Source organism: Pseudomonas sp. B424 (assembly GCF_055408345.1).
On sequence record NZ_JBUZTL010000013.1, the window covers coordinates 59568 to 85590 of the forward strand.

Below are 26023 nucleotides of genomic sequence, written 5' to 3' on the forward strand. Positions count from 1 at the left end.
TTGACGCTGCGTCTTAGCTGCTTTGCGGCATCTCGCCTTTGGCCAGGCGGCGGTTGATGTCAGTGATGACGTCCGGCAAGTCGCTGATGGTGTCGATCAGGTAGTGCGGGCGCGAACCGGCGAACAGAGCGTGGATGCGCGTGCGTTCGCTGGCCAGTGTCGCAGGGTCCAGCGCTTTGTATTGCTCATGGGTCAGCCCCAGGGCGTTGCCGGAGCACACCAGCGCAACGGTCCACATGCCGGCACGGCGACCTTCCAGGATGCCCGGCACGGTGTCGTCGATCTTCACGCAGGCGCCCACATCATCAATACCCAGCGCGATCACGTTGGCCAGTGCCTGAGCCGGCCACGGGCGGCCGTTGGGAACTTCGTCGGTGGCCACTACGTGGTCGGCGATGTAGCCGTTGGTGGCCGCCAGCTCAACCACTTTGGCCATTACTTGCGCCGGGTAGCCAGAGCACGAACCGATTTTGATGCCTTGCTCGCGCAGCTTGGCGATGGTTTCCAGTGCGCCCGGGATCAGCGCCGAATGCTCGGCGATTTTTTCGATTTGCAGCGGCATGAAACGTTCGTAAATGGCGGTCACGTCGGCGTCAGTCGGGGCGCGACCAAATGCTTTTTTATAGCGCTCGGTGATTTGCGGCTGGTCACACAGGGTGCGGATGTGGTCCCACTTGCCCATGCCCATCGGGCCGCGTGCTTCTTCAATAGACACTTGCACATCGAACTCGCCAAAGGCTTCGACAAAAATCTGCGTGGGGGCGAACGAGCCAAAGTCGACCACGGTGCCGGCCCAATCGAGAATGGCGGCCTGAAGCTTGCTTGGGTTGGTGTAGTTCATGTCGATAAATCCTGTGTGAGCGACTCTTGGTCGCACGGAGTAATTTGGGGTGTTATTGGGCAACAGTGCCGTCAGATTTCCACTACTTCCATTTCCTGCAGTACCTGCGCCACGGCGGTTACAGCAGCTTGCATCTCAGCCTGGTTGACGTGGCCGATGCAGCCCACGCGGAAGGTTTCGACCTGGGTCAATTTGCCCGGATACAGGATGAAACCTTTGGCCTTGACGCGTTCGTAGAACTCCTTGAACTGGTAGCGCGGGTCTTTCGGTGCATGGAAGGTGACGATAATCGGCGCTTGAATAGCCTCGGGCAGGAAGCTGCGAATGCCCAGTGTGGCCATGCCGTCGAGCAGTGCCCGGCAATTGTTGGCGTAGCGCTGGTGGCGTGCCGGCAGGCCGCCTTCTTCGTTGTATTGCAGCAGGGCCTCGTGCAACGCGGCGACCACGTGGGTGGGCGGGGTGAAGCGCCATTGCCCGGTCTTGGCCATGTAGGTGTGCTGGTCGTAAAGGTCCATCGCCAGTGAGTGGCTGTTGCCGGCGGCGTTGGCCAGTGCCTCTTTGCGGGCGAAGACAAACCCCATACCCGGTACACCTTCCAGGCATTTGCCGGAGGCGGCGATCAGTGCGTCAAACGGCACTTGCTGTGCGTCCACAGGCAGGGCACCGAAGGAACTCATGGCGTCGATGATCAGACGCTTGCCGTGCCGGGCAATGACAGCTGCAATTTCGGGCAGCGGATTAAGGATGCCGGTGCTGGTTTCGCAGTGAATCAGCGCCACATGGGTGATGCTCGGGTCAGCCTGCAGCAGACGGTCGACATCAGCGGCCGTCGTCGGCTCATCTTCAGCCGTTTCAAAGGTGCTGAAGCGCCGGCCCAGTACTTCACAGATCCTGGCCAGGCGTTTGCCGTACGCGCCGTTGATCAGCACCAGCACATTGCCGTCCCGTGGCACCAGAGTGCCGATGGCGGCCTCGACAGCGAAGGTGCCGCTGCCTTGTAGTGGCACGCAGTGATGGCTGGTACCGCCATTGATAATGGCCAGCAGTTGCTCGCACAGGCTGGCAGTCAACTGGTTGAAGCTGTCATCCCATGAACCCCAGTCGACCATCATCGCCTGTCGGGTGCGCTGCGAGGTGGTCAGTGGGCCAGGGGTCAGCAGGATCGGTGCGGCAGTACTCATTCTGGTTTCCTCACAAGCGTTGGGATGTACTGGATACACGGCATAAATTGCAGTTTGAGTTGCTATCAATCAAATTGTTTGTTGTTATGCCAGCCATCAGTGAGGCTTATAGATGAATTTATTCCAGCTCCGCGCTTTTGATGCCGTGGCCCGCGAAGGCAGTTTTACCCGGGCGGCGGCTCGCCTGTTTATCAGCCAGCCGGCGGTCACCGGGCATATCAAGACCCTTGAAGAGCACTACCAGATCACCTTGCTGCGGCGTACGGCCCGGCGTGTGGAGTTGACGCAGGAGGGCATCAAGCTGGCGGCCATTACTCGCGCCATGTTCGGTCTGGTGGATGAGGCGCAGGTCCTGCTGGAGGCCCATCGGCAGTTGCTGACCGGGCGCCTGGAAGTGGCGGCCGATGGCCCGCATCAGGTCATGCCGATGCTGGCCAGCCTGCGGGCGCGCTACCCGGGGATTACGGTGAATCTGCGTTTGGGCAATGCCCAGGAAACCCTGGCGGCATTGTTGTCAGAGCATGTGGATGTGGCCGTGCTGACCGAAATTGAACCGCGCAAAGGTCTGACCTTGCGGCCACTCAACGAGTCGCGGATTTGCGCACTGGTGCCGGCCAGTCATCCGTGGCTGGACCTGGCAGACGGCATCGGGATTGAGCAACTGGATCAGGTGATCATGGTGTTGCGTGAGCCGACGTCGATTACCCGCCGGACCTTCGATGCCGCGTGCGGGCTGGCCGGGGTCACCCCGCGCGTGCTGCTGGAACTGGACAGTCGTGAGGCCGTTACCGAGGCGGTCGCCGCACAGCTCGGGGTGGGCGTCGTCTCGTCGGTAGAGGTCAGCCATGACCCCCGTGTCCGTACGGTACCGATCAACGGTGCCGGGCTGATCAACCGCCACATGCTCGGTTGCATGGAGCGCCGCGCCGAGTTGCGGCTGATCAAGGCGTTTATGGAGCTGGCGCCGTAGAAATGTCGTAACCCTGTGGAGCGGGCTTGCTCGCGATGGGATCGCTGCGGTGTATCAGGTAAACCGCGCTGATCCCATCGCGAGCAAGCCCGCTCCCACATTTGAATGCCAGTGGCCTTACAAACTCTCCCGCACAATCTCCAAAAACGTCGCCACTACCCGGCGTGTGCTTTGCTCGCGCAGGCACACGAGGGTTTCGGTCAGGCGTCTTTTGCAGTCGGTGATGGGCAGGGCAATCACCCGCGAGTCTGAACCGAACTCTGCCGCCGACACCACGCCCACGCCAATCCCGACCACCACCGCTTCACGCGCCGCTTCGCGCCCCTCAACCTGGATCGCGGCGCGTATGCGCAAGCCTGCCCGGCTCATTTCTTCTTCAAGGGTTTGCCGGGTCACGGAGCCCACTTCGCGCAGCACCAGCGGTGTGTCATCCAGGTCGGCCAGGCAAATGGAGTCGCGGCTGGCCCACGGGTGGGTTTGCGCGACAAATGCCACCATCGGATCGCTGCGCAAGGGCACACTGAACAACCGTTCGTCATTGACGTCTCGTCCCAGCAGCGCCAGATCAGCCTGATAGTTGAATAAGCGCGACAGGGATTCGTCGGTGTTACCGGTTTCGATTTTTACGCTGATACCGGGGTAGCGCTCGCAGAAGCGGGCAATTTGGGGCAAGACGTGAACGGGCGCGTCTACAGCCAGAACCAGGCTGCCAGTTTGCAGCGCCTGGGAGTCCTGCAATAACTCCTGGGCCTCAGCTTGCACCCCAAACAAGCGCTGGGTAATGCCCAGCAGGCGCTCGCCCAGATCGGTCAGGCGCACCGAACGCTTGTTGCGATGGAACAGCAAGACGCCGAAACGTTCTTCGAGCTTGCGTACCTGATCAGAGATTGCCGGCTGACTTAAGAAAAGCCGCTCGGCGGCGCGGGTGAAACTGCCGTGTACGGCAACCGCGTGAAAGGCCTTCAACTGCGCGTGGGAAACCGACACCGGGCAACCTCTTACAAGCTGAGCTTATGATTGAAATACGATAAATCGATTTTACCTATTAGTCAGTAATTGTTTCTATCGATCTCGGCCTGGCGTTATGTCCTCGATAGCGCCGGGTTGTGACACGCCTCTGCGCGATCCTGAAACCCAATAAAAACGGGGTCGTCGTGGCATGTCTGATTAATGCCGTCCTTGTCTGAAGGGCGGTATTGAAGTGCTCAACACAATAAAAAAAACAGGCGTTCTTTTCTGATTCTGCCGGCACATTCCACACCTGAGGTCAGACCCAACATGAATAAGCACATTGGCACCATCAAGCGTTGGCGCGTGCAGATTTTTGCCATCACTTGGCTGGCCTACGCGGCCTTCTATTTCACCCGAAAAGCATTTTCCGTGGCAAAGCTGGGGATCGGTGAAGACCCGACTTTCCATATGGACAAGATGGCGATGGCCAACCTGGATGCCATCTATCTGGCCGCGTATGCAGTCGGACAGTTTACCTGGGGCATTCTCGCCGACCGCTATGGCCCCAGGGTGGTGGTGCTGGGCGGTTTGATCATTTCGGCCTTGGCCGCTCTGGTGATGGGTACGTTTGCCACCTTGCCGATATTCGCCACCTGCATGCTGATTCAGGGGTTGGCGCAATCAACGGGCTGGGCTGCCTTGTGCAAAAACATAGGCAGTTTTTTTCCGGCAAAACAACGTGGCCAAGTGCTGGGATTGTGGAGCTCGAGCTATGCCTTTGGCGGCCTGGTGGCTTCGCCGTTTGCCGGCTGGTGGGCGTACACGTTGATCGGCAGTTGGCACGCGGCGTTTATTTCCAGTGCCGCGGTAGTCGCGGTGACGGCCGTGCTGTTTTTTATCTTCCAGCGCAACAAGCCTGAAGACGTTGGCTTGCCGGCGGTCGAGCCTGAACCCCAGATGAGCGCCGAAGAGATCGAGGCTGAAAAGAAACTCGGCTTTTGGGCGCCGTTGCGCGAAATCATGCGCAATCGAACGGTGCTGATCCTGGGGCTGGCGTATTTCATGCTCAAGCCTGCGCGCTACGCGATTTTGCTGTGGGGACCGGTGATCGTTTTCGAACAAATGCCACAAGTGGGCAAGGTGGGTGCGGCGATTATTCCGACAGCGTTTGAGCTGGCCGGTTTATTGGGCCCGGTGATGATTGGCGTGGCGTCGGACAAAATCTTCGGTGCCCGACGCATGCCGGCCTGCATTTTGAGCCTGCTGGCGCTGACCATCTCGCTGGCCTTCTTTATGGGCGCCTTGCAGTCCGGCAGCGTGTTGATCGTGGTAGCGCTGCTGTTTGTGATGGGGCTGACCCTGTATGGGCCGGACTCGATGATTTGTGGCGCGGCGGCGATTGATTTCGGCACGGCCAAAGCCGGCGCCACGGCGGCGGGCTTTGTGAACGGCTGCGGCTCCGTTGGCGCGGTGCTTGGCGGCTTGCTGCCGGGGTATTTCGACACGGTCACGGTATTTATCGTGTTTTCCTGCTGCGCGCTTTTCTCGGCCCTGGTGCTGATCCCGTACTGGAACAGCCGTCCTGACGGTTACAGGCGCGAATGTGCATTTGTGCCCAATCACCCGTTATTGATCAAACCTTTGCGCACCTGAGTGGGAGAACGATCCATGCGACCTTTTTGGCTGGAACAGGCGCTTGCGCTGGAAAACGCTGAACCTTGCGAAACCCTGAACGGTGACACCCGCGCCAACGTCTGCATCGTAGGTGGCGGCTACACGGGGCTGTGGACCGCGATCATGCTCAAGGAGCAAAACCCCGAGCTGGACGTGGTGCTGATTGAGGCCGACATCTGTGGCGCCGGTGCCAGCGGGCGCAACGGCGGCTGCGCGCTGTCGTGGTCGGCCAAGTACTTCACCCTTGAACGGTTGTTCGGGGTGGAGGAGGCGGTGCGGCTGGTCAAGGCTTCGGAACAGAGCATTTATGCGATCGGCGCGTTCTGTGAAAAGTACGGGGTGGACGCCGACTATCGCCTGGATGGCACGCTGTACACCGCCACCAATCAGGCCCAGGTCGGTTCGACCGACGGCGTGATAGCGGCGCTGGAGCGTCAATCCATCAACTCGTTCAACAAATTGCCGGTTGAAGAGGTACAGCGCCGGGCCGGTTCGGCCCAGCATGTGGAGGGCTGGTTTTCACCGGCAGCCGCCAGTGTGCAGCCAGGCAAGCTGGTGCGCGGGCTGCGCCGGGTTGCGTTGCAGCTGGGCGTGAAGATTTACGAAAACACCCCCATGACCGGGCTGGAGGAGGGCGCCACGGCGCTGATCCGCACACCTGCCGGGAGCATTCGCGCCGACCGTGTAGTGTTGGCGATGAATGCCTGGATGGCCCGGGCGTTCCCGCAGTTCGGGCGCAGTGTGGCGATTGTGTCCAGCGATATGCTGATTACCGAGCCGCGTCCGGACCTGCTCGAAGAAATCGGCCTGACCAGCGGCGTCACCGTGCTCGATTCACGCATTTTCGTGCACTACTACCACAACACCCCGGACGGGCGAATCATGCTGGGCAAGGGCGGCAATACCTTTGCCTTTGGCGGTCGCATGTTGCCGGTATTCGATCAGCCTTCGCCCTATGCCGGGCTATTGCGCCAAAGCCTGGAGCAGTTTTTCCCGGCCTTCGCCGGGGTTGCTGTGGAGGCGACCTGGAACGGGCCTTCCGATCGCTCGGTCACCGGCTTGCCGTTTTTCGGTCAGATGAGCAGCCACGGCAATGTGTTTTATGGCTTTGGCTATTCGGGCAGCGGGGTCGGGCCGTGTCATATGGGCGGTCAGATCCTGGCGTCGCTGGTACAGGGCCAGGCCAATGACTGGACACGTTCGCCGCTGGTCAACGGGCCGCTGGGGTATTTCCCGCCCGAACCCATTCGTTACCTGGGCTCGTTGATGGTGCGCAACGCGATTCGGCGCAAGGAGCGGGCCGAGGATCATGGTCACCGGCCCCGGCATCTGGATGTGCGTCTGGCCAAATTTGCGGCCGCTGCGGGCAAGGCGGATAAGGGTTAAGCAGGCCCGGATTGGATTTTTTGGTCGATTGCCGACTTCTTGCCGTATAAACTTGCGCCCATTCGACGGCCGCCAGGCCGCGACACACCAGATTGAGAGAGCAAGCAATGGGCGCACAGTGGAAGGTTAAACATAAAGCGGACGCCGCCAACAGCCGCGGCAAGATTTTTGGCAAGCTGGCCAAGGAACTGACGGTTGCGGCCCGAAATGGCGCCGACCCGGACATGAACTCGCACTTGCGCCTGGTCTACGAGCAGGCCAAGAAAGCCTCGATGCCGGCTGACACCATCAAGCGCGCAATCAATAAAGGCGCCGGTATCGGTACCGAGGCCGTGCAATACCATCGTGTTACCTACGAAGGTTTTGCTCCCCATCAGGTACCGCTGATCATTGAGTGCCTGACAGACAACATCAACCGCACTGTGGCTGAAATCCGCGTTGCCTTCCGCAAGGGCCAGCTGGGCGCTTCGGGTTCGGTGGCATGGGATTTCAACCATGTGGGCATGATCGAAGCCAAGCCGGACACCCCGGACGCCGATCCGGAAATGGCCGCGATTGAAGCCGGTGCCCAGGACTTCGAAGAAGGTGAGGAAGAAGGCACGACCTTGTTCATCACCGAGCCGACTGACCTGGACGCCGTGCAAAAAGCCCTGCCGGAGCAAGGCTTCACCGTGCTGTCGGCCAAGCTGGGCTACCAGCCGAAAAACCCGGTAAGCGGTTTGACTGACGAGCAGATGGCCGAGGTTCAGGAATTCCTGGCCAAGCTGGAAGAGCAGGACGACGTGCAGGACATGTTTGTAGCGTTGGCTTAAGACGCTTTATGTGGGCTCTGTAGCCGCTGAGGAGCGTAGCGAGGCTGCGAGGGTTGCGTAGAAGGCCCTGCATTTGAAGGGCCTTCGTTCCTCGTCAGCGGCTACAGATTTTCATGCCAGCTCCTGGCTGATCCGGGCAAAGTCCGGCCGCGCCAGTACATCGGGCTGAATGCAGCGCTGCTGCAAATCGTACAGCTCACTGCGCTGTTGATCGCTCAGGCCTGAGTCGATCCGCTCCAGCAACTCCCCCAGTAAAATCCCGAACGCACGCACTTCGATGCGTTGCAGCGCACGGCTGTGCGGGCTGTCGTCGGTGGCATGGAAGCACGCAGCGCCAAAATCCCCCAGCAGGCATTCGCCCCGGGCATTAAACAAAATATTGTGCCCGTACAAGTCGCCATGACAGATGCCCTGCGCGTGCAGGTGGCCAGCCGCCGAGGCGATGCCCCGTGCGATGCGCAAGGCGCTGTCAGCGGTGAATCGCGTGCTGTGGGCGTACACGTCGCGGCTGCAGGTGTCGAAGCTGGGCAGGGCGGCAAGGTTGATAAACGACGGGTCGATCAGCTCCATGACCAGCGCGGCCTGGTGGTCAGGGTGGCCCACCACGCGCCCCAGGACCTTGATCAGGTTGGGGTGCTGACCGGCAGCGATACAGGCGTTCATTTCATTGAGCGGCGAGCCGTCGCTGGTAATGCTGCCCTTGTACAGTTTTACCGCCACCGACTGCACAGGCTGACCGGGGGCGCTCCAGCGCGCTTGATAAATGATCCCGGAGGCGCCTTCGCCCAACGTGTGTTCAAGCTCTAGCTGCGACCAGTCAATGTTCGGCGTGGTGTCGGCTGCACGCTGAGCGCTGGCATCTTCACGCAGCGGGTTGCCGGCGTAAGCCAGCCAGCTCAGGCCCGGCAATCCCAAAAGGGTGTCCGGCAGCTCGGTGAAACGGTTGGCTGCCAGCCGGATCAGCTCCAGACGTTCGCAGTTGACCAGGCTGCGGGGCAGTTGCTGCAAGCGGTTCCCGGCCAGCATCAGCTTTTGCAACAGGGGGCGCTGGCCCAGTTCCTCGGGCAATTGCCCGATGCAGTTGTCGGTCAGGATCAGCCAGCGCAGCAAGGGGGGTAATGCCGCGCCGGGTACGCTCTCGATCCGGTTGGCCTTGAAGCCGATCATGCTGAGCTGCGCGCATTGACCAAGGCATGCTGGCAGCTCGGTGAACTGGTTGTCCGAGCAAAACAGGATGCGTAAATGGGTCAGGCGATGCAGGTCGTCGGGCAGGCTGCTCAAAGCGTTACCGCTCAGGTTGAGGATTTGCAGCGAGTCGGCCAACTGAAAAATCTCGGTGGGGAACTCGGTCAGCCCGCATGACAGATCAAGGCGTTCGAGGCCCGCCAATTGGCCGGCGCGCAGTTTGGCGAGGGTATCCATAAGCAGGGTCGGGTACTCGTGGGAGGGGCGAAAAGTGTCGCGCATGATAACGATTTATCGGCTTGGGGCCGAGTCTTTGCACGCAGAGGTACTGCGCACAGCCTACGATGAACGGTCTGTGTCTGTTTAATTCCGCTGTTTCATGGACGAACCATCCTACGCTGCTAACCTTCATGCATAAGAACACGCCATGAAAGGGAAAACTCGTGGAGTTTCGTACAGGGATCATCATTATTGGCTTCTTGTTCAGCGGTTGTGCATGGTCTGCGCAGTACGAACTGGAAACCCGCCTCGTCGTCGAACGAGGCTGCCAGTTGGTCGGCATAACCCGCGAGGCGGGTGTCGACTCCTTGGGTATGCTTGATTTTGGTCATACATCGCGGCTGGACGGCCCATCAGCCCCCTTGACTGCAGCACTGATTAATCCGCGTTTACCCCGCTTGGAATGTAATCCCGATACGACTTATCAACTTCGAATCGACGGTGGCCAGCATGGTGGCAACGCCGATGTTCGTTATCTGACCCTGGGCCCCGGCAGCCCGGCCATTCCTTATCGACTGTTTCGTGACCCGGCGCGGCAAATACCGTTACCGGTCAATGTGCCTGTCAGCGGCACAGTGCCTGACAGTGGCTCGGTTGATTTGCCGTTGTATGGACGGATCGAGCCTTTACAGTTAATCCCCCCTGTCGGGCTGTATACCGACCTATTGAAAGTCACTCTCACGTGGTAGCGACAGGAGTATGGATATGGCCGGCTCTGCGCGCATTTCAATCCTGTTCGGGACCTGTGTCTTGCTGGGCGTAAACGCGCAGGCAGCCATGCTCAGCGGGCAGATCCAAGCCCGTCTGGTGATCTTGGCCAGTTGTCAGGTAAGCAGTGGAGGCAGTGTCGATGAGTACAGCCAGGGCAAGATGGGCGTGCTCGATTTTGGTAGCCACGGTCCGACCTGGAATACCCCGTTTGAAGCATTGCTCGAGGGTAGCGAAAGTAATCTGGCGGTGGACTGCAACCCTTCGGTGAAGGGTTTTTCGGTCTCCATCGATGGCGGCAGTCACGTTAAGGGCACGACGCGCCAATTGAGCAATGGGCGACACATGATTCCATATCATCTGTTTTTCGATGCCGCTGGCAGCGATAGCTACAGTATTGGGCAACAGCACAGATTCAAGGTGGTGAGTGGTGGCCAGGTACCGATTCCGGTGTATGGCATGGTGACGGCGAATCCCAATGCGCTCCCGGCGGGTGTCTATCGAGACACGCTCCGGGTGACGTTGGATTGGTAAATATGAGTGGGGTGCAAGATGCGCGTACTTACATCAACGTTGGGTTTCACATTGCTGGGCTTGATGGCGGCAAGTCAGGTACAGGCAGCCACCACGGTAACCGGTGTCATCAATGCCACGTTAACGCTGACTACCAGTTGCCTGGTTAACGGGGCAGCGGGCACCAGCGGGCTGGATTTCGGGACTTTGAGCTTCGGTACCACGACCTCGCTTTTCACTGAGGCCGACGGGCAAGTGCTGGGCAGTGGCGGTGGGGCCTTGACGATCCAGTGTTCGGCCGGTACGTCGCCGGTAATTACGGTGGGGGCGGGTGCTCACGATGGGCTCTCCACGGGGGGCACTCGTGCCTTGTCGGACAGTAATGGCCACTTCGTACCCTATGACCTTTACAGCGACACAGGGCATAGCACCTTGGTAGCCATCAACGGCACCATCGCGCCCGGCCTCAGTACAGGCGTAGCGCAGACGATCAATCTATACGGCAAGGCGGTGGGTAAAACCGGCCTTCCGGCGGGCAGCTACACGGATGTCATTAACGTTTCGCTGACCTTTTAACCTTTGTGGGCTGGCCGTGCGCAGCGTCACTGATGCTGCTGTGTTCGTGCAGCGGTGTTTTGCAGGGTGCAACAACTGCGACGTTTCAGGTCGGGGCGAGCATCGTGGCGGGGTGTCTGGTGACCAGTACCGGCGGCACTTACGGCAGTCTGAACTTCGGTACGTATCCGGCGTTGTCCACCTCGCCAGTCAGTGTGACCCTGGTGGGTGGCGTTACGTTGCAGTGTACGCCAGGGGTGACTGTCAGCATGCAGGTCGATGGCGGGTTGCATAACGCCAGTGGGCGTCATTTGCAGGTCGGCAGTGGCAGTGCACGGGTGGCATACCAGTTATTTCAGGACGCTGCCCACAGCCAGAGCCTGGGCATCGCGCAGTCGGTCAACGTGCCTTATACCAATGCCAACGCAATCAGCCTGCCGATTTTTGGCTATGTGCTACTGCCGGGTAATCAACCGGCGGGTGCCTATAGCGATACGGTGCAAGTGCAATTGTCTTATTGAAGTCCAGGGCTCAGGAGTTTGTTTATGCACTTATTTTTACGGCCGCTTCAAGGTTTGGCCTGCTGCTTGCTGACGTTGGGGATTACTCAGCAGGCACTGGCAGCCAGTTCGATTTTGATCTGGCCTATTGATCCGGTACTGGAAGCCGATCAGCAAGCCAGTGCCTTGTGGTTGGAAAACCGCGGAGATGAGCCTGCCAGTATGCAGATACGGGTATTTGCCTGGAATCAGGACGGCTTTGATGATCAGTATCAAAATCAGCGTGATGTGATTGGCAGTCCGCCGGTGGCCACTATCGGGCCTGGGCAAAAGCAGCTGATTCGTTTGACCCGGACCAAGTCTTTTCCCGCAGGCGAGGAGCATGCCTACCGCATCATCATCGATGAAATCCCTTCGGCCCTGCCTCCTGCGGCGAATGACAGCACCAAGACGGCGGCGACGATTCGATTGCAAATGCGCTACTCGGTGCCGCTGTTTGCTTATGGCGCCGGGCTGTGGAGCAAGGTGGATACAAGCCGCCCGCGTGATGCTGCCGGTATCGGCTTACCGCAATTGAGCGGTCGCACCGTCAAGGTCGATGGCAAGCCCTATATCGAGATCCGTAATCGTGGCTCGGTGCATGCGCGACTGACCGAGGCGGTGCTCAAGTCGGGTGGCAAGTCGCAATCGATGGTAGATGGTTTGCTGGGCTATGTGTTGCCGGGTGCAACGATGCGCTGGCCAGCGCCGTTGGCCCAGGGCGATGCCTTGCAAGTACGGGTTAATGGTCAGACCAAGGTGCAGGCGGTGCCTTTAGGTCAATAAACGCAGGATTCAGTTGTCACAATTGGCCTTCAGCAAGTCCCCCTGACAACGGCATGACGTAGCGCGGTGTTGAATATAACCGCGGGAGCGTTTGCAAGGAGCAGCCATTGAGGGACGGGATGAGGACGTGAGCCGGGCACTGATGTTGGCCATCATCGGCTTGTGCAGTGCACTGGTGGTGCCAATCAGTGAGGCAGCAGAACTGCCTCCACCGCCCGCCAATATACAGGCGGTCGCCGATGCACCGCTGTATCTGGAATTGGTGGTTAATCAAATGAATACCGGGCGCCTGGTTCTCGTGCAGCAACGTGCAGGTCAACTGTATCTGCCAGCGGCCGATTTGAAGGAGTCGGGTATTCGCCTGCCAGTAGCCAGCCCGGAGGAAGTGGGACTCGACAGCGTGCCTGGTTTGCACAGCGAGTACGATATTCAGGGCCAGCGCCTGTTGCTCGACGTACCCCCCGAATGGCTGCCTGAGCAGCACTTTGGCAGGCGTTCAAGCTACCCGCGCACGGAGGCGGTGAGCAGCTTTGGCGGCTTGCTCAACTACGACCTGTACCTGAACGACACCGACGATGCTGGCACTTATCTGGCCGCCTGGAATGAAATACGGCTGTTTGACAGTTGGGGCACGCTGTCAAACACCGGGCAATACCGGCGCAGCATTGTGGGTACAGCTGATAGCCAGATGGATAACGGCTACCGCCGCTATGACACGCTCTGGCGCTTTTCCGATGACGAGCGAATGCTCACCTATGAGGCGGGCGACCTGATCAGCGGCGCCTTGCCCTGGACCAGTTCCGTGCGCATGGGCGGGGTGCAGCTATCGCGAGACTTTGGCGTGCGTCCTGATCTTGTGACCTATCCGTTGCCGCAGTTCTCCGGGGAGGCGGCGGTTCCGTCTTCAGTCGACCTGTTCATAAATGGCTTCAAGTCCTCCAGCGAAAACTTGCAACCTGGGCCTTATACCCTGACCAATATTCCCTTTATCAATGGCGCAGGCGAGGCCGTGGTGGTGACTACCGACGCGCTGGGGCGGCAGATTGCTACCAGCGTGCCGTTTTATGTGACCAGTACCTTGCTGCAAAAAGGCCTGAGTGATTTTTCGGTGTCGGCGGGCAGCGTGCGTAGGGAGTACGGAGTCCGTAACTTTGCCTACGGCCCGGGTGTGACGTCGGGTAGCCTGCGCTATGGCCTGACCGACAGCCTGACCCTTGAAAGTCACCTTGAAGCCTCTGACTCGCTGACCTTGGGCGGCATGGGGGGCAATCTCAAGTTGGGTAACCTTGGTGTACTCAACAGTGCCGTGAGCCAAAGCCAGTTCGATGGCCACGATGGCCGCCAGTTGAGTGTGGGCTACCAGTACAGCGCGCAACGTTTCAGTCTTGCCTATCAGCGTTTGCAACGATTTGCCGACTATGCCGATCTCTCGGTAGTCGACAGTGATTACATCAGCCTCAGCCAGCGTAGCGAGCAATTGACCCTGAGCTTGAACCTGGATCGCTTTGGCAGTCTGGGCGCCGGGTATTTTGATGTGGTGGCCGCCGATACTTCGCGTACCCGCTTGCTTAACCTGAGCTGGAGCAAGCCGTTGTGGTTCAACAGCAGTGTGTACGTCTCGGCCAATCGTCAGTTTGGCGACAGTAATTGGGCGCTGCAGGCGCAGATTGTGGTGCCGTTTGATCTGAACGCCAGCATGAGTTTCAGCACCGAGCGCAGCACCACGGGCGCCACCCAGCAACGGGTCAATTACAGTCGCGGGGTTCCGACGCAGGGGGGCGTCGGTTTCAACCTGGGGTATGCCCATGGCGACACACCGGACTACCGCCAGGCCGACCTGACCTGGCGGATGCAGTCGGTGCAGCTGCAAGCCGGCGTTTATGGTACGTCAGCTCAGCAAACACGTTGGGGCGATGCCAGTGGGTCACTGGTCTGGATGGACAATCAGGTATTTGCGGCCAACCGTATTGACGATGCCTTTGTCGTAGTCAGTACCGGGGATTTTTCCGATATTGGCGTGTTGTATGAAAACCAGAGGGTAGGCAATACCGATAAAAACGGTCATCTGCTGGTGCCCTGGAGCAGTGCTTACTATCGCGGAAAATACGAAATAGATCCGTTGAACCTGCCGGCCAACGTCCTCAGCCCTACGGTCGAGCAGCGGGTGGCGGTGCGTCGTGGAAGTGGCTACTTGCTGGAATTTCCATTAAAGCGGGTGGCCGCTGCCAGCGTGCGTCTGGTCAATGCCCAGCAGCAAAACCTGGGGTTGGGCAGTGCGGTACTGAATGAGCAAAACGGCTCGCGTGCGGTCGTCGGCTGGGACGGGTTGGTGTACCTGGAAAACCTGGTGGCAAAAAACTCGCTGCAAGTGATCCTGCCTGATGGCCAGCAGTGCAAGGCACAATTCGAACTGGTGCCCGAGGCGGACCAGGTGCCTTTGATCGAGCCGGTGGTGTGCCAATGAAGTGTGCAATCGGGCTATGCCTATTGTGTTGCTTTGCTGTGTCCGAAGTAGAGGCAGGTTGTACTGCAGCGGCGGTCGCCAGCCCGGCCGGTTATGGAACGATCAGTTCAACGCTGGTGCGCACCGTGGCTCAAAACACTTCCTCAACAAGTGCTGGCCTCACCTGCACTCCCGGAGGGATCGCGCTATTCAGCACCGCCTACTTCAAGACCACGATCACCTCGGCCCAGAGTGGAATGCTAGGACCTACCGGAGATGTGATTGCCTACTCGATCAGTGCGGGCACTAATGGTACTCATCCCATTACCCGTGGAACGGCATTCGACTTTGCCAGCAACGGGCTGCTGGGCACTACGGCACCCAGTATCATTCCCTTGTACTTCACGACCTCGATCAATAATGTCGCGGCAGGGATCTACACCGAAACACTGAGTGTGCGATGGGACTGGTACTACTGCACCGGCTTGGGCGCTTTAGGCATTTGCCTTGGGTCAGACTCGGGGGTCGACAAGGTCAGCACCCTGACCGTGAGCATGACGGTGGCCAACGACTGCACCATCAGCGCTCCCGCTATTACTTTTGGCAATGCGCCGGTGATCAGCGGGTTTACCCCGGTCAGTCAGACCATCAGTGTGGCCTGCACCAAAGGCAGTGCCTACACCGTGGGTTTGAGTGATGGCCTGCATCCCGTCAGTGTGGGCGGTCGGCGGCAGATGATTTTCGGCACTAATTTTTTGGCCTACGACATTTTCAAAAGCGCCGGAACCACCCGCTGGGGTAGCGTTGGCGCTGCCCGGCGTGCCAGTTCGACGGCTGAAGTCAACCCCGGCAACGGGTTGGGCACAGGCAGCCAGATTTTCAACTACAACGCCAAGATTTATACCGACCAGACCACGCCGCCAGCCGGTGCCTACACCGACAGCGTGGTGCTGGACGTGGGATTTTAGCGAAGCTCCCTGACCATCGCCGAGAGGGTGGTCAGCACATCCTTGGCCAGCTGTTTGGAACGCTTGCCATCCCAGCCGGTCTGCGGGTTCGGTGCATTGTTGTTGTCCTTGAACGGCATTTCAAGGGTCAGGGACAGGCAGTCAAAACGCTGGCCGACGCTGTTGCAGGCCAGGGTCATATTGGCTTGCCCGGGTTCGTCGCGGGTATAGCCGTGCTCGGTCTGGAAGTCCTTGGTCAGGCCGCTGAGATGAGTGCGAAAGCGCTCCTCAAGGGTGGCCAGCCGCGGCGTATAACCCGGATTGCCTTCGCAGCCTGCGGTGAACACGTAGGGGATTTCTTCGTCGCCGTGAATGTCCAGAAACAGGTCGACGCCGTACAGGCTCATCTGCTCCAGGGCGAAGAACACTTCGGGGCTGACCTGCGGGCTGGTGTTTTGCCAGGCGCGATTGAGGTCCTGACCGTTGGCATTGGTGCGCAAGTGCCCGTGAAAGGCGCCATCGGGGTTCATGTTGGGGATCAGGTACAGGTCGGCGAAGTCCAGCAGCTTGCGCATTTGCGGGTCACTGCCTTGTTCGAGGCGCTCGAAGATCCCTTCCATAAACCATTCGGCCATGTGTTCCCCGGGGTGCTGCTGGGCGATGATCCAGATCTTGCGCTTGTGGCTGGCGCCGTTGCCTTTGCGCAACAACTGAATGTCGCGGCCTTCGGCACTTTTGCCCGTGGCCAGCAACTCGCAACCCGACCACTGCAGGGCATTCTTGATCAATTGATCATGGCGCTCGCGGCTGTAGGGCTCGAAGTAGGCAAACCAGACCTGAGGTTGTTCGGCAGCAAGGTGAATGTTCAGTGAGGAACCATCGAAATCACTCGGTACCCGGAACCAGTTTTCCTGATCGTAAGACGCTACCGCCTGATAACCATCCCAGGCTTTGTTGTAGGAAGACTGGCTGGCGTTGCTTAGCTGGAAATGGTGGGTATGCCCCGGCGTCAGGCCATCAACCTTGAAGTGGAACCACTGAAAGTGCGGGCTCTTGGTGTCCGGCTTGATAGCCAGTTGAACCTGCAGCGGGTTACTGGCATCCAGCACCTGGATATTGCCGCTGTCGAAGTCGCTGCTGATGTGAAGTGAGGAGGGCGCCACGGTCATTGTCAAATTCCGAAATCTGATAATTGTGGGCGTTACTGTACATCGCTATGGCGATAGGCCAATACGGAATTTTGAGCAAAAAAATGAAGGGAAAAGCGAAGGGGGGCGTCATCCTTGACGCTGCGCAATTGTAGGGTTTTTGCGAGTGATTCTCAAGTGCTAAATTGCCATTACGGCCATAGTCCAGGACTTCAGGCTTCCGTTTGCCGATGTTCTTTTGCTATCATCGTCGGCATCGTAGCGGTCACCGAAAAAAACCGGCCGCACACCAGACTTCATTAGCCTGAAGCACGCAGAGCCAGATAACTGGCCGCAAAAAAAAGACCCGGCCAGAAGCCGGGTCAAATAACCGTGATTAGCCTGATGAGGAGCTAATTCAAAAGACCGACCTAAGGTCCCTTGAATTATCGACTGATCTCGCGACCAGCTGCATGCAATAGTAATCATTATCATTTGCAAAGCAAGTATTTTCCCGCGTTTTTTGGAAATTTATTTTCCATTTCCCGGCCCAGTGCTCTATCCCGCGGCCTGCAGAACTAGTCCAACAACAGCTCAGTGGTGCGTTTGACCTCACTCATGGCGATATTTGAGTGGGCTTCCTGGACGTGTGGCTTCTGCAACAAGTGATCGCGTAAAAAGCGCTCGTAACTGTCGATGTCATGGGTGACCACTTTCAGCAGGTAATCCATATCGCCCGCCATGGTGTAGCACTCGATCACTTCGGGGTAATCGGTGATGGCCTCTTCAAATTCCGTCAAATGACGTCGCCCGTGGCCTGACAGCCGCACATTGACGAACACCACCACATTGAGACCGAGCTTTTTGGGATTGAGCAGGGCGACCTTGCGTTCGATCAGGCCTTCCTCTTGCAGGCGATGGATGCGCCGCCAGCAGGGGGATTGCGACAGCTCCACATGTTCCGCCACCTCGGCGGCAGACAGGTCGGCATTGTGCTGCAACAGGCGAAGAATCTTGCGGTCGATGGCGCTTAATTTAATCTGCATGAACGGGTCTGATTTCTTATTTTTTTTGAATGATCCATGCAGATTAGCAGATCATTTCCTGCAATTTAGAAAGAAAATTCCTAAGCAAAACCTTCACTCTTTTGCTACGTACCGGGCGTCGGGTCAGATACTGACTTTTCGGTCTGGTGTGCTTCCAGGGCTAAAACAAGAGAGAGAACGAAATGCCGATTTTTGCTCACCCCGAATTCGATCACCACGAACAAGTCCAGTTCTGCCACGACAAAGCCACGGGCCTCAAGGCCATCATTGCAGTGCATAACACGCGTCTGGGCCCGGCCCTGGGCGGCTGCCGCATGTGGCCTTATGCCGATGAACAGCAAGCCTTGAACGATGTGCTGCGCCTGTCCCGTGGCATGACCTACAAGTCGGCGCTGGCCGGGTTGCCGTTGGGCGGGGGCAAGGCGGTGATTATTGGTGACCCGCGCAAGGACAAGAGCGAAGCGTTGTTCCAGGCCATGGGCGGGTTTGTGGAGAGCATGGGAGGGCGTTACATCACGGCGGCGGATTCTGGCACCGGTGTCGCCGAAATGGCCCTGATGGGCCAGCGCACCCGGCATGTTGTCGGAGCGGGCACGCGTGAGCAGCTGGGTGGCGGCACGCGCAGTGGCGATCCGTCCCCTGCAACGGCCCTGGGTGTGTTTATCGGCCTGCGCGAAGCCGTCTTGCAGCGACTGGGTCGCAGCGACCTCACGGGCTTGCGGGTGGCCATTCAGGGCCTTGGGCAAGTGGGTTTCGACCTGGCCCGGCAACTCAAGGAGGCGGGGGCCGAACTGTGGGTCCACGACATTCAGGAGGCCAACGTGCGCCGTGCAGTCGACGAACTGGGCGCCCACGCGGTGAGTGCACAAGACATCTACGGGCTGGACGTTGACGTGTTCTCGCCATGTGCGATGGGCGCCATCATCAACGATGAAACCTTGCAGCTCCTGCAGGCCCCGGTGATTGCCGGTGCTGCCAATAATCAGCTGGCCAAAGCCAGCCATGCCGATGAGCTATGGCGTCGTGGCTGCCTGCATGCACCTGATTACGCAATCAATGCCGGCGGCATCATTGATGTCTCCTACGAGTACAACGGTGGAACGCCCGAACAGGTCCGTCAGCACGTCGAAGGCATTGGTGAGACCTTGCGTCAGATCTTTCTAAGAGCCAAAGCCCAGGATCGCAACACCACGAGCATTGCTGACAGCCTCGCGCAGGAACGTCTGAACGCTTGATGGAAAAGGCGTTGGTGTTCGTATCGGGTAACCAGCGCCTTTTTTTGCATCAGCGGGCAGAGAGTTGCTGTGCATCAATCGCCGTGTCGACCAACTGCTTGGACGATTCCATGAAAAACAGGATGCCCATCAGAAAGTCACGCTCAACACTTTGCTGATACTCGACTGCACCCTGGGTGCTGGCAATTGCGCATCGCAAGTAATCTGACGCGTGGACCAGTGCTTCTTCCTGGCTCAGGCCATCGCACACCTGAAACACTTTCTTTTCTGAAACGTGCTGAGAAACAGATGGTTTCAAATAATAGTCCAGCGCACGTTGGGTTGCGGCGCAGTCCTTCAAGGATTCGAGCTCGGTTTCGGGCTCGGCCGGTATCGGGATTTTTATTATTGGGGTCATGATTTACCTGCGTTTGAGAGACGAATCGAATCAGCAGTACATTAATAGTACAAAAAGTATTTCAGTGCTTATCGTAAATAATACAATGTGTGTATTGTTGCGGCGTTATCAATCCGTATTGTTCGGCAGATGGATAAATGGATCGCTTTAGTCAGAACGAAATTGCGCGAGCTAAAACTCACGCAAGAAAAACTTGCCGAACGCGTCGGGGCTTCCCAGGGCGGAGTCGGCCATTGGCTCAATAAACGCCGTCAGCCCGACTTGCAGACGATGAACAACGTGCTGCATGCCCTTGGGCTTGAGCACCTTGAAGTCGCCCTGGTCGTGCGGGAGCGCAGTGGTACAGGCGATACGTCCGGCCCGGACGAATACACCTATGACATCACTTCGGCTTTCCGTTATCCGGTCAGGGACTGGGTGACGGCAGGGCAGGTTCACGAGAAAGTGCAGGTCGGTTATGCGCCGCCCGGTACGATCTTCGAACTCAGCGATCACTACGCCAAAGGCGCGGCGTTCTGGCTGCAAGTGACGGGTGATGCCATGACGTCGCAGGTGGGGCTGAGCATCGGCCAGGGGATGATGATTCTGGTTGATCCAGATATCGAGGCCGTACCGGGCAAGATGGTCATTGCCTTGACGCCGGAGTCCGAGACCACGACCTTCCGGCAGTTGATCGAAGAAAGCGGTCAACGCTACCTCAAGCCACTTAACCCGACTTATCCAAAGACCCTGCTGGATGAACGCTGCCGCATTATCGGGGTGGTGGTGCAAGCCACGGCCAAGTTCTAGCTACAGCGGTCAACGGCTGCAAAAAAGGCGGATACCGATAACGGTATCCGCCTTTTTTTATTCCAGTTCGACCAGGGCCGAGCCTTCGCTGACCATCTCGCCTTCCAGGCAGAACAAGGCTTTGATCACGCCACCGTGGGGTGCCCGCAGGCTGTGTTCCATTTTCATGGCTTCGAGGACCACCAGTTGCGCGCCAGCCTCAACGGTCTGCCCCACTTCGACCAGTACCCGCACGATGCTGCCGTTCATTGGGGCTGTGAGGCCGCCCTGGGCCACGTGGCTGGCGCCGACGGCAGCAATCGGGTCGTGCAGGCGTACGCCGTGCAGCTCGGCATCCCAGCGCAGGTACAGGGTGTCAGCCCGGCGAATGGCCAAATGCTGACGCCGTACGCCGTCCTTCTCGATGACTAACTGTTCATCACGCAAAGTGGCCGTGTTGCCACTGAGGTGGATGACCTGTTGTTCGCCATTGCAGTTCAGGGCCAACAAGGTGCGGGCCGGCAAGCCACTGCGAAAGCCATTGTTGGCTGACCAGGGGGATGCCGTGTCATCGCCGCGTATCTGTGGTGGCTGGCTTTGATGGAAGGCCTCGGCCGCAGCAGACCAAAAGGCTGTGGGCAAGGGCTGAGCAGCAGGTAGCAGTTCTTCCTGGTAGCGCGGGATAAATCCGGTATCGAGCTCAGCAGCGGCGAAGGCCGGGTGTCCGATGATTCGGCGCAAAAAGCTCAGATTGGTTTTCAGCCCGCCAATGGCGAACTCGTCGAGCATTGCCAGCAGCCGCAAGCGTGCCTGTTCGCGGTCTTCCCCCCAGGCAATCAGCTTGCCCAGCATCGGGTCGTAGAAAGGTGAAACCTCATCGCCCTCACTGACGCCGCTGTCCACCCGTCTGCCCGGGCCTGCGGCGGATTCGCGATATACCTCAAGGCGTCCGGTTTGCGGCAGAAAATCATGGCTCGGGTCTTCAGCGTACAAACGCACTTCGATGGCGTGGCCGCGCAACGGCACTTGCGCCTGGGTGATGGGCAAGGCTTCACCCCGTGCCACGAGGATTTGCCAGGCCACCAGGTCCAGCCCGGTAATGGCTTCGGTGACCGGGTGCTCAACCTGCAAGCGCGTGTTCATCTCCATAAAGAAGAACTCGCCTCGCGCATCCAGTAAAAATTCAACGGTACCGGCACCCACATAGCCGATAGTCTGCGCAGCCTTTACGGCCGCTTCGCCCATGGCCTGGCGCAGCTCGGCACTGAGGCCCGGTGCTGGCGCTTCTTCTACAACTTTCTGGTGACGGCGCTGGATCGAGCAGTCGCGTTCGTTGAGGTACAGGCAGTTGCCGTGCTGATCGGCAAAGATCTGGATTTCCACATGGCGCGGTTTGAGCACGTACTTCTCGACCAGCATCCGTGCATCGCCAAAGGATGACAGGGCCTCACGCTGGGCAGAGGCCAGCGCCTCGGCCAGCTGGCTGACGTCTTCGACCACTTTCATGCCCTTGCCACCGCCACCTGCCGTGGCTTTGAGCAACACCGGGTAGCCGATGCGGTCTGCGGCGAGGCGGAAGGTTTCCAGGTCCTGGGCTTCACCGTGATAACCAGGGACCAGGGGGACGCCTGCCACTTCCATCAAGGCTTTGGCTGCCGATTTGCTGCCCATGGCATCGATGGCGCTGGCGGGCGGCCCGAGGAAAATCAGCCCGGCGGCTTCAATGGCGCGAGCAAAGTCGGCATTTTCCGACAAGAAACCGTAGCCGGGGTGGATGGCCTGAGCACCGCTGGCCTTGGCCGCGCTGATGATTTTGTCGATTCGCAGGTAGCTGTCGGCAGCCTTGCTGCCCCCCAGGTCCACGCAGGTATCGGCTTCGCGGCAATGGCGTGCATCACGATCGGTAGCGCTGTGGACCGCGACGGTCGAGAGGCCCAGTGCTTTGGCTGTGCGCATCACCCGGCAGGCGATTTCGCCACGGTTGGCGATCAGCACGCAGGTAAGAAGAGGTGCGGTCATGGGCGCAGGTCCTGAGTCGATGGATCGGGTTGCCAGCTGGGAGCACGTTTTTGCAGAAAGGCGCGCAAACCTTCCTGGCCTTCAGGGCTGACCCGAATCCGCGCAATGGCGTTTTCGCAGTAGCGGCGAATGGCCGGGGTTGGCGCGCCATGGCTGACTTCGCGCAGCAGGTCCTTGCACGAGCGCATGGCTTGCGGGCTGTTGAGCAGCAGGTTGTCGACCCAGCGGGCGATGTGTTGCTCAAGCTCGGCGAGGGGGTAGCACTCGGACAGCAACCCCAGTTCGCGGGCACGCTCGCCGCTGAAGCGTTCCGCGGTCAGGGCGTAGCGCCGCGCTGCACGCTCACCGATGGCTTGCACCACGAAGGGGCTGATCACGGCTGGTGCCAGGCCAATACGCACTTCAGACAAACAGAATTGGGCGTCGTCTGCACCGATGGCCATGTCGCAGGCGCTGATCAGTCCCAGCGCGCCACCATAGGCCGCACCTTGCACGACGGCCAGGGTCGGCATTTTCAGCTTGGCCAGGTTGTACATCAATTCAGCCAGGTGACGGGCGTCGTCGAGATTGGTGTTGTAGTCCAGCTCGGCCGATTGCTGCATCCAGGCCAGATCGGCACCGGCGCTGAAATGTTTTCCGCGCCCGCGCAGGATCAGAAAGCGCAGGCCTGCGTCGGCCTGCACCGCATCCAGAGCAAGGATCAGCTCGCGGATCATCTCGGCATTAAAGGCATTGTTCTTTTGCTCGCGACTCAACCACAGGGTGGCAAAGCCCCGGGGGTCGGTGTGCAGTTCGAGGGTGTTGAAATCAATCATGTCCGTCAGTCCTTAAAGTGGCTGTGGGCGCAGGTTTACATCCGGAACACGCCAAAGCGCGTGGCGTCGATCGGGGCATTGAGTGCCGCCGACAGGCCCAGCGCCAACACGTCGCGGGTTTGTGCCGGGTCGATCACGCCGTCATCCCACAAGCGGGCACTGGAGTAGTAGGGGTGGCCCTGGTGTTCGTACTGGTCAAGGATCGGCTGTTTGATCTCGGCCTCTTCCCGTGCCGAGAACGCCACGCCGTTGCGTTCAGCCTGCTCACGTTTGACCTGCACCAGCACGCCGGCGGCCTGTTCGGCGCCCATCACACCGATCCGTGCGTTGGGCCACATCCACAGAAAACGCGGGTCGTAAGCACGGCCGCACATGCCGTAGTTACCGGCGCCAAAACTACCGCCGATGATCACGGTAAATTTCGGAACTTTGGCGCATGCCACGGCAGTCACCAGTTTTGCCCCGTGCTTGGCGATGCCACCGGCTTCGTATTTTTGCCCGACCATAAAGCCGGTGATGTTTTGCAGGAAAACCAGTGGAATACCGCGTTGGCACGCCAGCTCAATAAAATGCGCGCCTTTTTGTGCCGCCTCGGCAAACAGGATCCCGTTGTTGGCCAGGATCGCCACCGGATAACCGTGCAAATGGGCAAAGCCGCACACCAGCGTGGTGCCGAACAGAGCCTTGAATTCATCGAACACCGAACCATCCACCAGTCGTGCAATCACTTCGCGTACATCGAAGGGTTGCTTGGCATCGGCAGGGACGATGCCGTACAGCTCGTCACGGCCATACAGCGGTGCCAGCGGGGTGCGTTGTTGCAGTTGGCCCAGCTTGCGCCAGTTGAGGTTGGCGACGCTGCGCCGGGCCAGTGCCAGTGCGTGCTCGTCGCTGTCGGCGTAGTGGTCGGCCACCCCCGAAATCTTGCAGTGCACATCGGCACCGCCCAGGTCTTCAGCACTCACCACTTCGCCCGTGGCCGCTTTTACCAGCGGCGGGCCGGCCAGAAAGATGGTCGCTTGCTGGCGCACCATAATGGCTTCGTCGGCCATGGCAGGCACATAGGCGCCGCCTGCCGTGCATGAGCCCATGACCACGGCAATTTGCGGGATCCCCGCCGCGCTCATGTTGGCCTGGTTGAAGAAAATCCGCCCAAAGTGCTCGCGGTCCGGGAACACTTCATCCTGGCGCGGCAGATTGGCCCCGCCCGAGTCCACCAGATAGATGCACGGCAAGCGGTTTTGCTCGGCGATGGTTTGCGCCCGCAGGTGTTTTTTGACGGTTAGCGGATAGTACGAGCCGCCTTTGACCGTGGCGTCGTTGGCCACGATCATGCACTCCACGCCTTCGACCCGACCAATACCGGCGATGATTCCTGCAGCCGGAACGTCTTCGCCGTATACGTCGTAGGCCGCCAGCTGACTCAGCTCCAGGAAGGGGGAGCCGCTGTCCAGCAGGCGGTCAATGCGTTCGCGGGGCAGCAACTTGCCACGCGACGTGTGGCGCTCCTGGGCCTTGGCCCCGCCACCCTGTTGCACCTGATCGAGCAGGGTGCGCAAGGCTTCAACCTGTTTGAGCATGGCGTCGCGGTTGGTGGCGAACTCAGCCGAGCGCGGGTTGATCGTCGTATGCAAGATGGACATGCGCAGGCTCCTTAGCGAGTTTCGTTGAAGAGTTCACGACCAATCAGCATGCGTCGGATTTCGCTGGTGCCGGCGCCGATTTCATACAGCTTGGCGTCACGCAGCAGGCGTCCGGCAGGGAATTCATTGATGTAGCCATTGCCCCCCAGAATCTGGATCGCATCGAGGGCCATTTGGGTGGCGCGTTCAGCGCTGTACAGAATGACCCCGGCGGCATCCTTGCGGGTGGTTTCGCCACGCTCGCACGCCGCAGCCACGGCATACAGGTAGGCACGGCTGGCATTGAGCTGGGTGTACATGTCCGCGACCTTGCCCTGGATCAGCTGGAATTCGCCGATGCTCTGGCCGAACTGCTTGCGGTCATGGATGTAAGGGACTACCAGGTCCATGCAGGCCTGCATGATCCCGGTCGGGCCGCCGGACAGCACCACACGCTCGTAATCGAGGCCGCTCATCAGCACTTTGACCCCGGCGTTGAGGGTGCCCAGCAGGTTCTCTTCAGGGACTTCAACGTCGTCGAAAAACAGTTCGCTGGTATTCGAGCCGCGCATGCCGAGCTTGTCGAAATGCTTGCTGCGGCTGAAGCCTTTCCAGTCGCGTTCCACGATAAACGCACTGATGCCGTGGGCGTTCTTCTCAATGTCGGTTTTGGCATAGATCACGTAGGTACTGGCGTCCGGGCCGTTGGTGATCCAGGTTTTGCTGCCGTTGAGTACGAAGTGATCGCCGCGCTTGTCGGCACGCAGTTTCATGGAGACCACGTCGGAACCGGCATTCGGCTCGCTCATGGCCAGTGCGCCAACGTGTTCGCCACTGATCAGCTTGGGCAGGTACTTGAGTTTTTGTTCGTGGGTGCCGTTGCGGTTGATCTGATTGACGCAGAGGTTGGAGTGGGCGCCGTAGGAGAGGGCGACTGATGCCGAGCCGCGGCTGATTTCCTCCATCGCCACCACGTGGGCCAGGTAGCTCAGGCCGGTGCCGCCGTATTCTTCCGGGACGGTGATGCCGAGCAAACCCATGTCACCGAACTTGCGCCACATGTCGGCCGGGAACAGGTTGTCCTTGTCGATTTGCGCCGCCCGCGGCGCCAGTTCGGCGGCAACGAAGGCCTGGACCTGATCGCGCAGCATGTCGATGGTTTCGCCCAGGGCGAAGTTCAAAGTCGGGTAGCTCATGGGGCACCTTGATCGTTGTTCTTATGGA

24 protein-coding genes are annotated in these 26023 nt (G+C 59.3%); 13 read left to right on the forward strand and 11 right to left on the reverse strand.

Annotation, left to right across the window (positions count from 1 at the left end):
• Window positions 1–13 precede the first annotated feature (13 nt).
• Together phnX and ACZRMS_RS16075 are read right to left on the reverse strand one after the other, a co-directional pair.
• Window positions 14–841: a phosphonoacetaldehyde hydrolase gene (phnX, locus tag ACZRMS_RS16070; protein ID WP_463996040.1), complete on the reverse strand. Its 828-nt coding sequence runs from the start codon at window positions 839–841 to the stop codon at window positions 14–16.
• A gap of 71 nt (window positions 842–912) precedes the next feature.
• A complete protein-coding gene (locus ACZRMS_RS16075) occupies window positions 913–2022 on the reverse strand; it encodes a 2-aminoethylphosphonate--pyruvate transaminase (RefSeq protein WP_463996041.1) in 1110 nt (369 codons plus the stop codon).
• A 112-nt stretch (window positions 2023–2134) separates the two neighbouring features.
• Here ACZRMS_RS16075 and ACZRMS_RS16080 point away from each other — a divergent pair, with 112 nt between their 5' ends.
• Window positions 2135–2992: a LysR substrate-binding domain-containing protein gene (locus tag ACZRMS_RS16080; protein WP_463996042.1), complete on the forward strand. Its 858-nt coding sequence runs from the start codon at window positions 2135–2137 to the stop codon at window positions 2990–2992.
• A 117-nt stretch (window positions 2993–3109) separates the two neighbouring features.
• Here the strand turns inward: ACZRMS_RS16080 and ACZRMS_RS16085 are convergent, their stop codons facing one another.
• Complete coding sequence (locus tag ACZRMS_RS16085; protein WP_463996043.1) at window positions 3110–3979, reverse strand: LysR substrate-binding domain-containing protein; 870 nt, start codon at window positions 3977–3979, stop codon at window positions 3110–3112.
• A 291-nt stretch (window positions 3980–4270) separates the two neighbouring features.
• On the opposite strand from ACZRMS_RS16085, the gene ACZRMS_RS16090 reads away from it, so the two are divergent.
• From ACZRMS_RS16090 to ACZRMS_RS16100, 3 genes are all read left to right on the forward strand, one after another.
• Entirely contained in the window at window positions 4271–5596 is a 1326-nt protein-coding gene (locus tag ACZRMS_RS16090) for an MFS transporter (protein WP_463996044.1), read from the forward strand.
• Between the two features lie 15 nt (window positions 5597–5611).
• Window positions 5612–7003, forward strand: coding sequence for an FAD-dependent oxidoreductase (locus tag ACZRMS_RS16095; RefSeq protein WP_463996045.1), 1392 nt, complete (start codon window positions 5612–5614; stop codon window positions 7001–7003).
• A 107-nt stretch (window positions 7004–7110) separates the two neighbouring features.
• The gene (locus tag ACZRMS_RS16100) at window positions 7111–7815 is read left to right on the forward strand and encodes a YebC/PmpR family DNA-binding transcriptional regulator (RefSeq protein ID WP_048359609.1); all 705 of its coding nucleotides are present in this window, start codon (window positions 7111–7113) and stop codon (window positions 7813–7815) included.
• A gap of 111 nt (window positions 7816–7926) precedes the next feature.
• Here the strand turns inward: ACZRMS_RS16100 and ACZRMS_RS16105 are convergent, their stop codons facing one another.
• Window positions 7927–9237 carry a protein kinase gene (locus tag ACZRMS_RS16105; RefSeq protein WP_463996098.1) on the reverse strand — a complete coding sequence of 437 codons (1311 nt, stop codon included), beginning with the start codon at window positions 9235–9237 and terminating at the stop codon, window positions 7927–7929.
• Between the two features lie 233 nt (window positions 9238–9470).
• Here ACZRMS_RS16105 and ACZRMS_RS16110 point away from each other — a divergent pair, with 233 nt between their 5' ends.
• From ACZRMS_RS16110 to ACZRMS_RS16140, 7 genes are all read left to right on the forward strand, one after another.
• Window positions 9471–9968, forward strand: a complete 498-nt coding sequence (locus ACZRMS_RS16110) for a Csu type fimbrial protein (protein ID WP_463996099.1) — start codon at window positions 9471–9473, stop codon at window positions 9966–9968.
• 16 nt (window positions 9969–9984) lie between these two features.
• Window positions 9985–10521, forward strand: coding sequence for a Csu type fimbrial protein (locus ACZRMS_RS16115; protein WP_463996046.1), 537 nt, complete (start codon window positions 9985–9987; stop codon window positions 10519–10521).
• Window positions 10522–10539: 18 nt separating this feature from the next.
• On the forward strand, window positions 10540–11076 hold the full coding sequence (locus tag ACZRMS_RS16120; protein ID WP_463996047.1) for a Csu type fimbrial protein: 537 nt from the start codon (window positions 10540–10542) through the stop codon (window positions 11074–11076).
• Between the two features lie 32 nt (window positions 11077–11108).
• Window positions 11109–11576 (forward strand): Csu type fimbrial protein, encoded by a 468-nt coding sequence (locus ACZRMS_RS16125; RefSeq protein ID WP_463996048.1) that lies wholly within the window; start codon window positions 11109–11111, stop codon window positions 11574–11576.
• Window positions 11577–11600: 24 nt separating this feature from the next.
• The gene (locus tag ACZRMS_RS16130; RefSeq protein ID WP_463996049.1) at window positions 11601–12380 is read left to right on the forward strand and encodes a fimbrial biogenesis chaperone; all 780 of its coding nucleotides are present in this window, start codon (window positions 11601–11603) and stop codon (window positions 12378–12380) included.
• A gap of 142 nt (window positions 12381–12522) precedes the next feature.
• Window positions 12523–14844, forward strand: coding sequence for a fimbria/pilus outer membrane usher protein (locus ACZRMS_RS16135; protein WP_463996100.1), 2322 nt, complete (start codon window positions 12523–12525; stop codon window positions 14842–14844).
• Window positions 14841–15791: a Csu type fimbrial protein gene (locus ACZRMS_RS16140; protein WP_463996050.1), complete on the forward strand. Its 951-nt coding sequence runs from the start codon at window positions 14841–14843 to the stop codon at window positions 15789–15791. The genes ACZRMS_RS16135 and ACZRMS_RS16140 overlap by 4 nt, the downstream gene beginning before the upstream one ends.
• Here ACZRMS_RS16140 and ACZRMS_RS16145 read toward each other — a convergent pair.
• Window positions 15788–16939: a M14 family metallopeptidase gene (locus ACZRMS_RS16145; RefSeq protein ID WP_463996051.1), complete on the reverse strand. Its 1152-nt coding sequence runs from the start codon at window positions 16937–16939 to the stop codon at window positions 15788–15790. The genes ACZRMS_RS16140 and ACZRMS_RS16145 overlap by 4 nt on opposite strands.
• Window positions 16940–17475: 536 nt before the next feature.
• On the reverse strand, window positions 17476–17943 hold the full coding sequence (locus ACZRMS_RS16150; RefSeq protein ID WP_016782348.1) for an Lrp/AsnC family transcriptional regulator: 468 nt from the start codon (window positions 17941–17943) through the stop codon (window positions 17476–17478).
• Window positions 17944–18125: 182 nt separating this feature from the next.
• On the opposite strand from ACZRMS_RS16150, the gene ACZRMS_RS16155 reads away from it, so the two are divergent.
• Window positions 18126–19178 carry a Glu/Leu/Phe/Val dehydrogenase dimerization domain-containing protein gene (locus tag ACZRMS_RS16155; protein ID WP_463996052.1) on the forward strand — a complete coding sequence of 351 codons (1053 nt, stop codon included), beginning with the start codon at window positions 18126–18128 and terminating at the stop codon, window positions 19176–19178.
• 49 nt (window positions 19179–19227) lie between these two features.
• Here ACZRMS_RS16155 and ACZRMS_RS16160 read toward each other — a convergent pair whose 3' ends face one another.
• Window positions 19228–19575, reverse strand: a complete 348-nt coding sequence (locus ACZRMS_RS16160; RefSeq protein ID WP_463996053.1) for a DUF6124 family protein — start codon at window positions 19573–19575, stop codon at window positions 19228–19230.
• Window positions 19576–19704: 129 nt separating this feature from the next.
• Between ACZRMS_RS16160 and ACZRMS_RS16165 the strand changes: the two genes are divergently transcribed.
• Window positions 19705–20364 carry a LexA family protein gene (locus ACZRMS_RS16165; protein ID WP_463996054.1) on the forward strand — a complete coding sequence of 220 codons (660 nt, stop codon included), beginning with the start codon at window positions 19705–19707 and terminating at the stop codon, window positions 20362–20364.
• A gap of 57 nt (window positions 20365–20421) precedes the next feature.
• Here the strand turns inward: ACZRMS_RS16165 and ACZRMS_RS16170 are convergent, their stop codons facing one another.
• Genes ACZRMS_RS16170 through ACZRMS_RS16185 form a run of 4 tightly spaced genes read right to left on the reverse strand, consistent with a single transcriptional unit; the run spans window position 20422 to window position 25995 of the window.
• Window positions 20422–22362 (reverse strand): acetyl/propionyl/methylcrotonyl-CoA carboxylase subunit alpha, encoded by a 1941-nt coding sequence (locus tag ACZRMS_RS16170; protein WP_463996055.1) that lies wholly within the window; start codon window positions 22360–22362, stop codon window positions 20422–20424.
• Entirely contained in the window at window positions 22359–23177 is an 819-nt protein-coding gene (locus ACZRMS_RS16175; RefSeq protein ID WP_463996056.1) for a gamma-carboxygeranoyl-CoA hydratase, read from the reverse strand. Before ACZRMS_RS16175 ends, ACZRMS_RS16170 begins: the two co-directional genes overlap by 4 nt.
• 35 nt (window positions 23178–23212) lie before the next feature.
• Entirely contained in the window at window positions 23213–24820 is a 1608-nt protein-coding gene (locus tag ACZRMS_RS16180) for a carboxyl transferase domain-containing protein (RefSeq protein WP_463996057.1), read from the reverse strand.
• Between the two features lie 11 nt (window positions 24821–24831).
• Complete coding sequence (locus ACZRMS_RS16185) at window positions 24832–25995, reverse strand: isovaleryl-CoA dehydrogenase (RefSeq protein ID WP_463996058.1); 1164 nt, start codon at window positions 25993–25995, stop codon at window positions 24832–24834.
• Between the last annotated feature and the right edge of the window lie 28 nt (window positions 25996–26023).